At 64.5% G+C, this 14,546-nt stretch carries 13 protein-coding genes; 8 read left to right on the top strand and 5 right to left on the bottom strand.

Annotation, left to right across the window (positions count from 1 at the left end):
* Window positions 1–17 precede the first annotated feature (17 nt).
* Window positions 18–1,535 (bottom strand): cytochrome c oxidase accessory protein CcoG, encoded by a 1,518-nt coding sequence (gene ccoG / locus TSO5_RS10050; RefSeq protein WP_109151449.1) that lies wholly within the window; start codon window positions 1,533–1,535, stop codon window positions 18–20.
* A gap of 161 nt (window positions 1,536–1,696) precedes the next feature.
* Window positions 1,697–2,275, bottom strand: coding sequence for an HD domain-containing protein (locus TSO5_RS10045; RefSeq protein ID WP_109151448.1), 579 nt, complete (start codon window positions 2,273–2,275; stop codon window positions 1,697–1,699).
* A gap of 70 nt (window positions 2,276–2,345) precedes the next feature.
* Here TSO5_RS10045 and TSO5_RS10040 point away from each other — a divergent pair, with 70 nt between their 5' ends.
* The 8 genes from TSO5_RS10040 to TSO5_RS10005 all read left to right on the top strand — a co-directional run bounded on the left by TSO5_RS10040 (window position 2,346) and on the right by TSO5_RS10005 (window position 12,504).
* Window positions 2,346–3,536, top strand: a complete 1,191-nt coding sequence (locus tag TSO5_RS10040) for a VWA domain-containing protein (protein ID WP_109151447.1) — start codon at window positions 2,346–2,348, stop codon at window positions 3,534–3,536.
* A gap of 328 nt (window positions 3,537–3,864) precedes the next feature.
* Complete coding sequence (locus TSO5_RS10035) at window positions 3,865–5,568, top strand: sensor histidine kinase (RefSeq protein WP_109151446.1); 1,704 nt, start codon at window positions 3,865–3,867, stop codon at window positions 5,566–5,568.
* Between the two features lie 409 nt (window positions 5,569–5,977).
* A complete protein-coding gene (locus tag TSO5_RS10030; protein ID WP_247870684.1) occupies window positions 5,978–6,682 on the top strand; it encodes a hypothetical protein in 705 nt (234 codons plus the stop codon).
* Between the two features lie 186 nt (window positions 6,683–6,868).
* Window positions 6,869–8,980 carry a multicopper oxidase family protein gene (locus TSO5_RS10025; RefSeq protein WP_109151444.1) on the top strand — a complete coding sequence of 704 codons (2,112 nt, stop codon included), beginning with the start codon at window positions 6,869–6,871 and terminating at the stop codon, window positions 8,978–8,980.
* Window positions 8,981–9,121: 141 nt separating this feature from the next.
* On the top strand, window positions 9,122–10,567 hold the full coding sequence (locus tag TSO5_RS10020; RefSeq protein ID WP_109074464.1) for an NADP-dependent isocitrate dehydrogenase: 1,446 nt from the start codon (window positions 9,122–9,124) through the stop codon (window positions 10,565–10,567).
* A gap of 42 nt (window positions 10,568–10,609) precedes the next feature.
* On the top strand, window positions 10,610–11,161 hold the full coding sequence (locus TSO5_RS10015) for an RNA polymerase sigma factor (RefSeq protein ID WP_109151443.1): 552 nt from the start codon (window positions 10,610–10,612) through the stop codon (window positions 11,159–11,161).
* Window positions 11,161–11,961, top strand: a complete 801-nt coding sequence (locus TSO5_RS10010) for an anti-sigma factor (RefSeq protein WP_109151442.1) — start codon at window positions 11,161–11,163, stop codon at window positions 11,959–11,961. The genes TSO5_RS10015 and TSO5_RS10010 overlap by 1 nt, the downstream gene beginning before the upstream one ends.
* 174 nt (window positions 11,962–12,135) lie before the next feature.
* Window positions 12,136–12,504 carry a GcrA family cell cycle regulator gene (locus tag TSO5_RS10005; RefSeq protein ID WP_109074461.1) on the top strand — a complete coding sequence of 123 codons (369 nt, stop codon included), beginning with the start codon at window positions 12,136–12,138 and terminating at the stop codon, window positions 12,502–12,504.
* 93 nt (window positions 12,505–12,597) lie between these two features.
* Here the strand turns inward: TSO5_RS10005 and TSO5_RS10000 are convergent, their stop codons facing one another.
* From TSO5_RS10000 to TSO5_RS09990, 3 genes are all read right to left on the bottom strand, one after another.
* Window positions 12,598–13,041: an NfeD family protein gene (locus tag TSO5_RS10000; protein WP_247870683.1), complete on the bottom strand. Its 444-nt coding sequence runs from the start codon at window positions 13,039–13,041 to the stop codon at window positions 12,598–12,600.
* A gap of 4 nt (window positions 13,042–13,045) precedes the next feature.
* A complete protein-coding gene (locus TSO5_RS09995; RefSeq protein ID WP_109151440.1) occupies window positions 13,046–14,002 on the bottom strand; it encodes an SPFH domain-containing protein in 957 nt (318 codons plus the stop codon).
* 105 nt (window positions 14,003–14,107) lie between these two features.
* Window positions 14,108–14,488 carry an oxidoreductase gene (locus TSO5_RS09990; RefSeq protein WP_109151439.1) on the bottom strand — a complete coding sequence of 127 codons (381 nt, stop codon included), beginning with the start codon at window positions 14,486–14,488 and terminating at the stop codon, window positions 14,108–14,110.
* Between the last annotated feature and the right edge of the window lie 58 nt (window positions 14,489–14,546).

Raw genomic sequence — 14,546 nt, 5'->3', positions numbered from 1 at the left:
GCCCCGGAAACCGACGCTCAAGGCGCCATGAACACGCTGGCGTGCTTGCCGACTTCGCCGCTCGTCTGGTCCTTGGCGACCACCGCCACGTCGGTCGAGCCCGACTTCACCGCCGACGCCGGCACCTTCACGAACACCCGGTAGGTCGCCACCGTGTCGGCATCGGCCTTCAGCGTCAGGCTGCCGCCGCTGCCGGCAGCTTCATCGCCGGCCACCGACAGATGCGCGTCGCGCAACCCGTCGAAGGTCACGAGATAGCTGCGGGCGATGTGCGTCTTGTTCAGCACCTTGATGGTGTAGGCGTTCTGCACCGACCCGTCGGACAGCGTCACGAACAGCGGCGCCCGGTCGCGCAGCACGCTGACGTCCAGCGTCGGCCGCAGCATCAGCGCGATGCCCATGGCACACAGCACCACCAGCATGATCAGCGAGTAGATCACCGTGCGCGGACGGACCAGCTTCACCCGCTCCGGCTTGCCGTCGATCTTGGCGATCTGGTTCGACTGGGTGTCGAAGCGCACGAGGTCGATCGGCCGGCCGATCTGCCGCATCACGTCGTTGCAGGCATCGACGCACAGGCCGCAGCCGATGCAGGAGATCTGCTGGCCTTCGCGGATGTCGGTGCCGGTCGGGCAGACATGGACGCACTGCTTGCAGTCGATGCAGTCGCCCAGCCCCGCCGCCTGACGTTCCTCCCAGCTCTGCGACTTGCGCAGCGGCCCGCGGCCTTCGCCGCGCCAGTCCTCATAGGTGACCAGGAAGGTGTCCTCGTCGACCATCGCCGACTGGAAGCTGCGCCACGGGCAGACATAGATGCAGATCTGCTCGCGCGCCCAGCCGGCGAAGAAATAGGTGGTGAAGGTGAACAGCGCGATGAAGGTGGCGACGCCGCTGGTGATGTTGCCGTGCAGCAGGTCGCTCATCAGCGTCGGCGCGTCGTTGAAGTAGAACACCCACGCCCCGCCGGTCAGCAGCGAAATGCCGACCCACGCCGCATGCTTGGCCGTCTTGCGCGCCAGCTTTGCCCCGTTCATCGGCGCCTTGTCCAGGCGGATGCGGGCGGTGCGCGGCCCTTCGATCTTGCGCTCCACCCACATGAACAGGTCGGTCCACACCGTCTGCGGGCAGGCATAGCCGCACCAGATGCGCCCGGCCAGCGTGGTGGCGAAGAAGATGCCGAAGGCGCCCAGGATCAGCAGGCCGGTCAGGTAATAGACCTCCTGCGGCCAGATCTCGATCCACAGGAAGTAGGCGCGGCGCCCGACCATGTCGATCAGCACCGCCTGATCCGGAATTCCCGGCCCGCGTTCCCAGCGGATCCACGGCGTGACGTAGTAGATCGCCAGCAGGACGATCAGCGCTGCCCATTTGATCTGCCGGAACCGGCCCTTCACGTCGGAGGCATAAACCTTCGGCCGGTTGACGAACCAATGGCGTCCCGGTTCCTCATGCGGCTCGGCGTGGGAGGAGGCGGCCGGTTTGGCCGCGGGGGCGGGGCGACGGGTGAGGGTGGAGTCTTCTTGCGGAAGGGACATTGCGAGTTTCCTCGGCGCGTGTTTCCTCGGCCGTCAGCGGCACGGGCGGCATTCCCTTCTCCATAAGACTTCCGTCATGAAGCCGCATTGCGCGAAATCAATCCGGCCCCGATTCCGCTCCCTCCGATCCGTCCTACCCCCTCATTTCCTCAAGCCGTCCCTCACGCTGCTTGGCCGCGCAGTTCCGCCAGCCCGTCGTGATAGGCGCGGTCGAACAGAGCCTCCAGCCGGGCATCGACGCCACGCAGGCCCGCGACCACCGCATAGGCCCATTCGAAATACTCGACCTTGCGCGACAGCGGCCAGTCGGCGGGCGGGCTGTGCGCCATGGAGCGCAGGTTCGACACCTTGTCGGCCAGCTTCACCAGCTTCGCCCGCGTCGAGGCATGGGGAGCGGCGTCGATCTGGTGCTGCTTGCGCTCGGCCTTCGACATCCGCTTGTCGTCGGTGGTCTCGGCGACGACCTGCACCACCTCGACGCCGAACAGCTCCTCGATCTCCTCATAGCTGGCGTCGGTGTCCTCCAGCGTGTCGTGCAGCAGCGCCGCGATCACCACGACATGGTCCTTGCCCTCCGTCGCCTGCGCCACCAGCAGGGCCACTTCCGACAGGTGGTTGACGTAGGGTTCCGCCCGCACGCCCTTGCGGCGCTGGTCGATGTGCTTGTGCGCGGCGAAATCCAGCGCGCGCGCGAAATCGAGGAGGGGAGCGCCGGAAAGGGAGGCGTTTGGCAGGCTCATGCTGTTCTCTCGGCTGGGGCATTGCAGTATTCTCCGCCCCGGGGGAACCCCGATTCGAAGGACCGCGCCCATGTTCACGTCTTTCTTCTTCGATCTGCGCAAGGCCGGCGTCCCCGTCTCGCTGACGGAGTACCTGACGCTCATGGAGGCCATGAAGCAGGGCACCGCGTCCTTCCGCGTCGAGGACTTCTATTATCTCAGTCGTGCATGCTTGGTTAAGGACGAACGCAACCTCGACCGCTTCGACCGCGTCTTCGGTGCCACCTTCAAGGGCCTGACCGACGACACCCCAGCCGGCGAGGAGGTCCCCGTCACCGACCTGCCGGAGGAGTGGCTGCGCAAGCTGGCCGAGCGCTTCCTGACCGACGAGGAGAAGGCGCAAGTCGAGGCGCTCGGCGGCTGGCAGAAGCTGATGGAGACGCTGGCCCAGCGCCTAGCCGAGCAGAAGGGCCGGCATCAGGGCGGATCGAAGTGGATCGGCACCGCCGGCACCTCGCCTTTCGGCGCCTACGGCTACAATCCTGAGGGCGTGCGCATCGGCCAGCACGAGAGCCGCCACCGCCGCGCCGTCAAGGTGTGGGACCGACGTGAGTTCAAGAACCTCGACGACCGGGTGGAGATCGGCACCCGCAACATCAAGGTGGCCCTGCGCCGCCTGCGCAAGTTCGCCCGCAGCGGAGCGGCCAGCGAACTGGACCTGCCCGGCACCATCCGCGCCACCGCCAACAACGCCGGCTGGCTCGACCTGAAGATGGTTCCGGAGCGGCACAACACGATCAAGGTGCTGCTGTTCCTCGACATCGGCGGCTCGATGGACGACCACATCCGCCTCGTGGAGGAGCTGTTCTCCGCCGCGCGCAGCGAATTCAAGCACCTGGAGCACTTCTACTTCCACAACTGCGTCTACGAGGGCGTCTGGCGCGACAACGCCCGCCGCCACACCGAGCGCCTGTCCACCTGGGACGTGCTGCACACTTATCCCGCCGACTACAAGCTGGTCTTCGTCGGCGACGCCGCCATGAGCCCCTACGAGATCGTCTATCCCGGCGGCAGCGTCGAGCACTGGAACGAGGAAGCCGGTCAGGTGTGGCTGCAGCGCCTGCTGTCGGTCTACGGCAAGGCGGTCTGGCTGAACCCGACTCCGCCGCAATACTGGGACTACACGGAAAGCACCCGCCTGCTCCAGCGCCTGATGGGAGGCCGCATGTTCCCGCTGACGCTGGAGGGGCTGGACGGGGCTATGCGGGAGTTGGGGCGGTGAGCAAACCCGGGTGGTCGATGGCGTGCCGATGACGGACGGATTGGTTGAGATTCTTTTTTCCTGAAAAACCTTCCATTGCAAACTAAATATTTGGCTGAACAACCGTTCCGGCCAATTGGGTTGCATCGCCGGAACTGCGACCTTGAGGAAATTCAGCGATATTCAGCGCCCGTATTGGTGGAAGGTTATAAAAGCCAATCTCGGAAGCTGACTGCGGCGTAATGCGTTATTTACCTAATTTTATTTCTGGAAATATTAATATGTGAAGGGCTGTGCAGTCGAGAATTCCTGCGCTACCTCTCAAAGTCATATAACGGAGGTCCGGACCTTGGTTGACACGGACTTAACAGGATTTTTCCCGACCAAATCAGCCCGACACAATATCGGCCGCTACCTTCTCCGCATCGTGGTTACCGCGTTGGCCGCGATGGCTCTGATTGCTGTGGGTCTGGTGGTCTGGAGCATGAACGCTCAGCGGAAGTTCGCCGAAGCGGAGATGTCTCTAACCGTGAAAGCCATCGCCACGGCTCTCGATCAGCAGTTGCTCATCACCACGTCTGCGTTGGAGGGGCTTGCAGCAGCGATGGCGGTCGATGGAGATCCGGAGCGGCTTTACCAAATTGCTCAGGCAATCAAAGATAAACACCCCTATTGGTCCCATGTAACACTTCGAAACGCCGATGGAAGCGTGGTTTTCAGTACTGCATTTCCGTACGGAACATCGGTAAAGGCAGCTGATATCACTTCGGAGATTACCAGGGCCATTGATACAGGCCGACCGCAGATATCTCGTCTGTTATACGGGCCAATTGCGGGTGCACATGTCGCTGCGGTTCTTGTCCCGGCTCAAGCAAGAGACGGCAAGCGTTACGCTCTCGTTGCTGTGGTCACCGCGTCGAAATGGGAAACTCTCCTGCAAAATCAGATGATACCCGATGGCTGGGTTGCTGGGATCATCGATCAGAACGGTGTCGTCGTCGCCCGCACACGCGCAGCCACGGAGTCAGTCGGAAAGCCGGCCCCTGAGTGGGTGCAGGAAGCCATCGTAACGGCGTCTTCCGGACATGCGAACGGACCGGCCTTGGAAGGGGAGCCGCTGTCACTTGTTTTTTCACGCTCCACGATCGCGGACTGGGCTGTAGCGTTCGCTGCACCGGATTCCCTGTTCGATGTGCCACGGCGCCATTCGATGTGGGTTGCGATCATTGCCAGCGCTCTGGCGCTCGGCGGTGCCTCGCTGCTGGTGTTGCGTTACGCTCGTCGCCTTTCCCGGTCGATTACCGAATTGGTTCAGGTGGCGGAAGCCATGCGAACGCCGGGAGAGGGACTGCCGCCGCCGCCGCCAAATGATTTTGAGGAACTCTCAAATGTTTACAATACAATGCGAAGCACCAATTCTCTTCTAAAGCGGGCAGAAGAGCATCGAATAATGTCGATGCGTGAACTTCAGCATCGCGTAAAGAATGATCTTCAATCCATATCCAGCCTTCTTGTTCTTGAAGGTAGTCAGGCAAAGAGCGAAGAGACCTTTCGGATCATTGATGAAATGCACGGGCGGATTGAAGCGCTTCGTCTCGTTCATGCGCGTCTCTATGAAGCCAATCAAGTTTCCACAGTGGACTTGGGTGGGTATTTACGGGACCTCTGTACAAATGCAGTTAACATTCATGGGGTTGGAGGAATGATAACGATTCAATTTTGTATCTCTGAGGTATATGTAGATCATAAAACTGCTGTTTCGCTAGGGCTAATCGCCAATGAGTTCATCACGAACAGCACAAAGCATGCATTTCCAAAGGGAATTGGAGAAATTATGCTGGAATTGGACACGTCTTGGCCCGAGAAAATTCACATGAGATTGGCAGACGACGGGGTTGGCCTTCCAGCGCAGCGGACACGGAACTCGGGTATTCGCTTGATCGAGATGCTTGCTCAGCAGGTCGACGCGGAGCTGGCATGGACGAGCGGAAACGGAACGAGCTTGAGCCTGTCCTTCCAAATTCCGTGCATGGCTGGTAACGGCCTGTTATAATCGACGGAAATAAGATTTTATCCGCATCAACCCGCAAGGTGCACCCGCGCTTGGCAGAAGTCCGAGGTTGCCGCGCCCTGGGCCATTGGCGGAAAAACCCGCACTACGCTGCTCTAAGCGTATGACTTTCAATGGCTTTCCGCATTTTAATCCCAATGCGGACGATCCGGCCAAGCGTTCCCCTTTCGCATCAGATCGGCAATGAGCCCAAGGGCGGAGGTGTTTGCAGGATCGGGATTTGGCATCCCCTCAAATCAGTGTGTAGCATTGCAGTATGCCTTTGATCTGGAACTCGTCCGACTCAGAGTTTATCGGCTTGTCCACAATATGATTTCTATCCTCAGAAGTTCTTTTATGTCTTGTTGAAATAGGAGCGCCTACCCACCCGATCCCGGATATGCCCGATTGCTTGCCCCCCACCAGCCGCCCCGCCGACAGCTTCCCGCTCTGGGCCGAGGAGCCGCCGGTGCCGCCCGAAGGCTCGCTCGTCCCCGGTTCGCGCTTTCATGAGGAACAGTGGATCATGGCCGCCGGCATGCTGGCGCGCGGGGCTTCGTTCCAGCAGGTGGCCCGTGCCATGGGCTGCAGCCGCACCACGCTGTGGCGGGCCTATTACGGCTCGCAGGCCTTCCGGCATCGCGTCTGGTGGGAGAGGCAGGCGCTGAACCGCGAATCGGACCTTCGGCTCGCCTCGCTGCGCGCCCTGGTGACGGAGCAGATCGAGCGGCTGGTCTCAGCCGGCGATCCCTCCACCGTGCGCTGGCTGGCCGAGCGGCTCGGCCTGTTCAGGGAGGCCGATGCCCTCGACAGTCGGGACGGCAAGGACGCCGCCGCTCCCCCGGCCCACTCTCTGGTCCCCCAACCCCAAACCGCCCCCCAAGACGCCCCGGAAGCCGACGCGCCCGCCGCTCTCGACGACGACAGCGTCCCCGGCGCCATCCGCGAGCGCACGCCGCCTGACCCGCAGGCGGTCGCCGCGATCCTCGCCCGGCCGGAGGCGGAGGGGCCGAAGGGCGTCTATCCCTGGACCTTCAATCCCGACGATCCGTTCCCCAATCTCGGCTCCGCCCTGGAACGGCGGGGCGGGCAGGGCGCCTTCACCCGGCGCCGGTAGCGCAGTGGAACAATGGAACGCCGCCCGGAAAACGGTTCACGGCGTTTCAAACGTTCCATCCGCCGCGCCGATCGACGCCCCCGCATCGGCGGATCGGCCCATGCGAGATAACGTGTATATATGTTGAAAAGATCAATTATCAGGAATCATATCGGCTCCCATAAGGCTTTTCAGAGGGAGTAATTCATGAGGCATGCATATTTGATCGGCCTGCTGCTGCCCCTCGCGCTGGGTGCGGCGCCGTCCGCCATGGCGGCAACCGCGGCGGCGGCGAAGGACAATCCAGATACGGCCGGCGAGGCGGTCGGCAATCCGCCGGTGCTGACCAATTCCGAATCGCCCCGCGTCGGTTCGCTGCTGATGCGCCAGCCGCAGGCGACCGCGCGTCCGCACGCCGGCCAGTCGCGCAATTACGACCTGTTCGTCTCCTTCACCGACGGCTACATCCGCAACCCGGCCCAGGGCCGTCCGGACGCGGTGCGGCTGCGCAGCTATCGCGGCACCAACGTCGATCCCGCCCATCCCTATGTCGCGCCGACCATCGAAGCGACGCCGGGCGACACCGTCCGCATCAAGCTGCACAACCAGCTGCCGGACGATCCGAACTGCGCCAATCAGGCTGCGGCGGACATCAACACGCCGCACTGCTTCAACGGCACCAACCTGCACAGCCACGGTGTCTGGGTCAGCCCGACCGGCAACAGCGACAATGTGCTGGTGTCGATCAATCCCGGCGTCGATTTCGAATATGAATACAACATCCCGGCCGATCATCCGGCCGGCACCTTCTGGTACCACCCGCACCGCCACGGCTCGACCGCTCTGCAGGTCGGCAGCGGCATGGCCGGCGCGCTGATCATCCGCGGCGACCGCCCGCCGACCCCGGAGGCGAATGGCGACCTCGACACCCTGTTGAAGAGCCCCAAGGGCGTGGCGATGACCGAGCGGGTCCTGCTGTTCGAGCAGATCCCCTACGCCTGCACCAAGGACGGCCAGTTGAAGACCAAGTCCGACGGCTCGATCGACTGGAGCTGCGCGCCGGGCGAGGTGGGCGAGGTCGTGTCCTACCAGCAGTTCGGGCCGGGCACCTGGGAACAGTCCGGGCGCTTCACCACCGTCAACGGCCGCGTGCGCCCGATGTTCGCCAACGCCAAGACCGGGCAGGCCGAGCGCTGGCGCCTGATCCATGGCGGCGTCCGCTCCCCCATCACGGTGGAGTTCCGCAAGCTGGATCCCACCGGCTTCTTCCAGGCCGAAAAGACCCTGTCGGCCGCCGACCAGGATCGCTTCGCCAAGGAACGCTGCACCGGACAGCCGGTGCCCTACATCCTGGCGGCCTCCGACGGCCTGACCATGGCAGAGGGGCAGGTGCGCACCAGCGTGCCGATGCAGCCGGGCTATCGTGACGACCTGCTGGTCAACTTCCCCGAACCCGGCATCTATTGCGTCGTCAACAAGCCGGCGGCTGCCAACGCCAGTCCGGACCAGACCGCCACCTCCACCGGCGTGCTCGGCTTCGTCCGGGTGAAGGGCGACCGCGTGGTCAAGGACCCGGTGAAGGAAACCATCCGCCAACTGTCGGTCAACGCGACGAAGTACGCGCCATCGGTCGCCAAGGAGGTCATCGACGGGCTGACCGCCCGCTGCATGGCCAAGACGATGGTCGACACTCCCTATTGCCCGCGCTTCGCCAAGTTCACCGCCCACCGGCCGATCACCGAGCATGAGGTGATGAATCAGCCCAAGCAGGAGCTGACCTTCTTCATCAACCTGCCGCCGGAAGGGGGCAAGCGCACCAACCCGCTGTTCCAGGTTGCCAACAGCTTCCAGGTGGTCGAGAATCCCGACGGCACCTATGGTCCGAAGGGCGCCGCCGCCTACCAGCCGAGCGTGGTCAACCGGCCGGTGGTTCTGGGCACCGCCCAGCAGTGGGAACTGGCCTCCTACTTCGTCAGCCATCCCTTCCACATCCACGTCAACCCGTTCGAGATCATCTCGATCATCGGTCCGGACGGCCGCGACGTCAGCGAGCCCGGCTCGGGCGATCCCGACTATGCCGGCATGAAGGGGGTTTGGAAGGACACCATCTGGGTGAAGAGCGACAACAGCAGCGCGCTCACCACCGACCAGCCGCCGAAGGGCGTCTACAAGGTGACCGTCCGTACCCGCTACGAGCGCTTCATCGGTGAGTATGTGCTGCACTGCCACATCCTCGACCACGAGGACCAGGGCATGATGCAGAATGTCAGCATCGGCGTGCCCGACGGCCGCGGCGGCGTCGCCGGGGCGCATCACTGACCGGTGCCGCACTCCCCGCTCCCGCGCATGCCGCGGGGGCGGGGGTGCGGTTCACCGATTGCTGCGATCCGTCGCTGCCTCCAACCATTGAAAAAGGCCCCTGTTTGCGTCTACGGTCGCGCGTCCCCTTGGAGTGAGTGCATGCGCGATATCACCCCCGTCACGGTCGCACGCGGCGACGGCATCGGCCCAGAGATCACGGACGCGGTGCTATATGTGATGAACGCGGCCGGCGCGCGGCTGAAGGTGGAAGAGGTTCCGGCCGGCGAGGCCGTCTACAAGCGGGGCCATCCCGGCGGTCTGGATGCCGCCGGCTGGGGGTCGATCCGCCGCACGCGGGTCTTCCTGAAGGGGCCGATCACCATGCCCCAGGGATACGGCAACAAGTCGCTGAACGTGGTCGCCCGCACCACGCTCGGCCTGTTCGCCAACGTCCGTCCCTGCGTGTCCTACCACCCCTATGTGCGGACCCGGCACCCGCGCATGGACGTGGTCATCATCCGCGAGAACGAGGAAGACCTCTACGCCGGCATCGAGCATCGCCAGACCGACGACGTGATCCAGTCGGTCAAGCTGATCTCGCGGCCGGGTTCGGAGCGAATCGTCCGCTACGCCTTCGACTTCGCCCGCTCCAACCACCGGCAAAAGGTGACGGCCTTCGTCAAGGACAACGTCATGAAGATGACGGACGGGCTGTTCCTGAAAATCTTCTACGAGATCGCGGCCGATTATCCGGAGATCAAGGCCGACCACATGATCGTCGACATCGGCGCCGCCCGTCTGGCCGACCAGCCGGAGCGCTTCGACGTCATCGTCACCCTGAACCTCTATGGCGACATCGTTTCCGACATCGCCGCCCAGCTGACCGGCTCGGTCGGGCTGGCCGGTTCCGCCAACATCGGCGAGACCTGCGCCATGTTCGAGGCGATCCACGGCTCCGCCCCCATGATCGCCGGGCAGGGCATCGCCAACCCGTCCGGCCTGCTGATGGCCGCGGTGATGATGCTGGTCCATATCGGCCAGGGCGACATCGCCGCCCGCATCCACAATGCGTGGCTGAAGACCATCGAGGACGGCATCCACACCGCCGACATCTATGCCCGCGGGCTGGGCCGGGTTCGTGCCGGCACCGCCGCCTTCGCCGAAGCGGTGGTGGAGCGGCTGGGCCAGACCCCGGTCACCATGCCGCCGGTCGGCTACTCGACAGCGCGTCCGGCCTATGACGGCATCAACCGGCTGGCCCCGCGCGTGCGCGCGCTGAAGGAACTGGTCGGCGTCGACGTCTTCCTGCAATGGTCTGGCGGGCTGCCCGACGATCTGGCGGAGCTGGTGCTGCCGCTGTCGACCGACGCGCTGAAGCTGACCAGCATCTCCAACCGCTCGCAGCGGGTTTGGCCGGACGGCAACGCCGACGTCTTCTGCACCGACCACTGGCGCTGCCGCTTCCTGTCGCAGCACGGCCCGGTGCAGCATGGCGCCATCGTGGAACTGCTTGGCCGCTTGGCGGAAGCGGGGATCGACTTCACCCAGACCGAGAATCTCAGCAATTTCGACGGCAAGGCCGGCTTCTCCTCGCCGGGCCAGTGATCCCATGGCCGCAGCGGGAATAAACCGGCAGGGCAGGGCGTCATGACAGGTGACGACGCCCTGCCCGGACCCGACATGACCCCGCCAGACATCGACGACCGCGCCATCGCCGCGCATGTGCCGCGGCTCCGGCGCTATGCCACAGCCCTGGTGGGCAACCGGTCCGACGCCGACGACCTCGTGCAGGACTGCGTGGAGAAGGCGCTGGCCAACCGCCACGCCTTGCGCGACCCGTCGAAGCTCGGCGGCTGGCTGATGACGATCCTGCACAACCTGCACATCTCCGGCCAGCGCGGCCGGCGCCGGCGCGGCGCGGAAGTGCCGGTGGAGGATCTCGCCGACGATCTGGCGCTGAGCGCCCCGCCGGCCGACCGCGGGGCGGTGCGCGACTTCGTCCGCGCCTTCGCCCAACTGTCCGACGAGCACCGCACCATCCTGCTGCTGACGGGTATGGAGGGGCTGTCCTACCGCGAGGTGGCGGAGGTTCTGGAACTGCCGATCGGGACGGTGATGTCGCGGCTGGCCCGGGCGCGCGAAAAATTGAGGGTCCTGCTGGACGGTGGAACCCAGCAGGTCGTCAGGAGGATCAAGTGATGAGCGGCACCCGCAATCCCGTGACCGAGGCCGAGCTTCATGCCTGGCTGGACGGCGAGTTGCCGGAGGAACGGCTGGCCGACGTCGAGCGCCACCTTGCCGACAATCCCGAGATCGCCCAGCGCTTCGACCGTTACCGTGCCCAGCGCTCGCTGCTCGGCCAGAGCTTCGGCCCGCTGATCGACCAGCCGCTGCCCGACCGCCTGACCCCGCCCTTCACCGCGCGCGACCATGCCGCTCCGGTCCCGCAACGCCGGGGCAGGGGGGCCTGGTGGGGTACGGCGATCGCCGCCTCCCTCCTGATGTTCGTCGCCGGCGGCGCCGGCGGCTGGCTGCTGCGCGACCGCGTCGGCTGGCGGGCCGAGCCGCTGACCGCCGCCTTCATCGCCGATGCCGTCGCCGCCCATCGCGTTTTCTCCGTCGAAGTCCGCCATCCGGTCGAGATTGGTGTCGACGAGGAGGCCCATCTGGTGAACTGGCTGTCCAAGCGGCTGGGCAAGAACATGCGTTGCCCAAAAGTCACAAGAGGGGGCTACCAGCTGATCGGCGGGCGGCTTTTGGCCGATTCCGCTGGACCTGTTGCAATGTACATGTACGAGGATGCGGCCGGGCGTCGCATTACGTTGTATATCCGCCCCTCTCCCAATACCTCCGGTTCAGCGTTCCGCTTCGCCCAGGATGGCGGTGTGCGCGCTTTGTATTGGCAGGACAATGGGTTGGCGCTGGCCGTCGCCGGAGAAGCCGATCGGGATACCCTGTCCGGCGTCGCCGAAGAGGTCTATGGCGCGCTGAACTCGTGAGTCTGCCCACGGACTTATCAACAGGAATGTTGCCGCGCCCCCCTATCGTCTGCGGCCGTCATCTGGTAGCTTCTTCACCGGCTGGCACAAAATGTTGCGGCTTATGGAAAACGGCACTAGACCGTGACCTGTTTGCCACAGCATAACCGGACACCGGATCGGGAGTACTCGGGGATGAGTTGGACGGACGAGCGGATTCAACAGCTCAAGGATCTCTGGTCCCAGGGGTTGAGCGCGAGCGAGATCGCCGACATTCTGGGAGACATCACCCGCAACGCGGTCATCGGCAAGGCCCATCGCCTGGGCTTGTCTGGCCGGCCGTCGCCCATCAAGAAGAAGCCGACGCGCGGCGCCACCATCCTTGCTCTGACGGAGCGGATGTGCAAATGGCCGGTCGGCGACCCGAAGCACCAGGATTTCCATTTCTGCGGCAAGAACGCCTTGCCCGGCATGCCCTATTGCGCGGAACACGCCGCGCTGGCCTACCAGCCCGCCTCGGGTGGCAAGAAGCGTGAGGAAGACCGCAACGTCGGCGCCGCCTGACCGGTCGATAAGCCATTCAAAAAAGCCCGCTCTCGGGGGAGAGGCGGGCTTTTTTGTTGGCAGAATTCTGAGATTGGCCGCGCAGCCGAGGCCTTACCGCCCCTCTGCCGCATCGCGAAGCACCAGCACCATCCCCTTGTGGCCGGCGACCAGCATCGCCGCACCTGCCGGCCGATCGGGACCCTCGACCGACCACAAGGTATCGCCGACGAACACCCGTCCATGTCCATTGACGATCGGCTCGCTCAGCGTCACCGCGCGTCCGACCAGCTGCCCGGCCCGGTCATTGATCCGCTCCGCATTGCCCTCCACCGATGCGTTGCGGCGACGGGCAAGGATGATGGCGACCGAGACGGCCGCGCCTGCGGCGACGGTGAAGAATCCGGCCTCGTTGACCAGCCCCCAGTCGCGCCACAGCGCCGTCACCAGCCCGGTCAGCAGCGCCGCCCCACCGAACCAAACCAGGAAAATACCGGGGATCACCAGTTCCGCCGCGATCAGCACGGCACCCAGCGCTCCCCACAACAAAGGCGACATTCGCTCACTCCCCGTCCGACGCGGTCGTGGTGGGCGGCACCGACCAGGGATTACGCGGAGCGGGTGAGGGCGAGGAGGGCGGCCGGGACGGGGTGGCATCGCGCACCAGATCGCCCAACCCCGCCAGCGCACCGGCGACGCCTGCCAACTCCACCGGCAGGATCATGGTCTTCTGGTTGGGGGACGCGGCAAAGGCCTTCAAGGCTTCCATGTATTTCTGGCCGAGGAAATAACCCAGCGTCTGGTTCGACCCTTGGGCCACCGCCTCCGACACCAGACGGGTGGCCTTGGCCTCCGCCTCTGCCAGGCGCTCGCGTGCTTCGGCCTCCAGCTTGGCGGCTTCCAGCTTGCCCTGGGCGATACGGATCTGGCTTTCCTTCTCGGCGTCGGCCTCCAGGATCTGGGCGCGGCGGAGGCGCTCTGCCTTCAACTGCCGGCCCATCGCCTGGACGATGTCGTCGGGCGGGGTGATGTCGCGCAGCTCGATGCGGGTCACCCGCACGCCCCAGGAGGCCGTCGCCTCGTCCACCGCGCGCAGCAGGCTGGCGTTGATCGCCTCGCGTTGGCTCAGCAACTCGTCCAGGTCCATGGAGCCCATCACCGTGCGGATGGTGGTCATCGCCAGTGTCTGGATCGCCCGCTGCAGGTCGTTGACCTCATAGGTCGACTTCATCGGGTCGAGTACCTGGAAATACAGGACGCCGTCGGCGGTCACCGCGGCATTGTCCTTGGTGATGACGCTCTGCGATGGCACATCCACCACCGTCTCGCGCATGTCCACCTTGGCCCGCACCGAGCTGATGATCGGAAAGATCACGTTGAAGCCGGGATGCAGCGTTTCCTGATAACGGCCCAACCGCTCGACGATGAAGTTGAAGCCCTGGGGGACGATGCGGACGCTGGTGATCGCCAGAATGACGACCAGCACGAACGCCGCGATAACCAGAATGCCGAGTTCCATCGATGGCCGCTCCTGACATGGGCGGACGCCGCACCGGGCGTCCTCTGCCCATCATGAGGCAATTCGCAGAGGCTGCAAATCCCGCCTCCGCCGCGATGATCCGTCTCAATAATCCTGGGTATCGTGCTTCAGCCGGACCAGTTCGCCGTTCAGCAGCGACAGCATCAGCTGCACGACCATCTCGTGGACGATCACCGTATGGTGGTTGCCGGTCTCCTGCATCGCCTTGCGCAGCGCATCGCGTACGGCCGGCACGCCGGTGACGTCGATCAGCACATCCAACTGCTCGCCCAACTGTGCCAGCTCATGGAAATTGGTGGTGGTCTTCACGCCGCGATCATGCGCAAGCCGCATACCCGGCGCCTCGGGATCGAGGTCCGCCACCCCCAGCAACTCGACGAAGGGGGCGGCCAGCAACTTGCGCAGCAGCGGCGTTCCGGTTTCGCCGGCGCCCACGACGGCGACACGGAACAGATTGTTGGGCATCGGGTTCGGTCCTTTCACGAATCGGGCAAGAAAAAAGCGGGGAGCCGAAACTCCCCGC

The organism is Azospirillum sp. TSO5, assembly GCF_003116065.1.
In the GTDB taxonomy this organism is placed as follows: domain Bacteria; phylum Pseudomonadota; class Alphaproteobacteria; order Azospirillales; family Azospirillaceae; genus Azospirillum.
The sequence above is the reverse complement of the archived record's forward strand: the minus strand, read 5'-3'. Positions and strand labels throughout refer to the sequence as shown.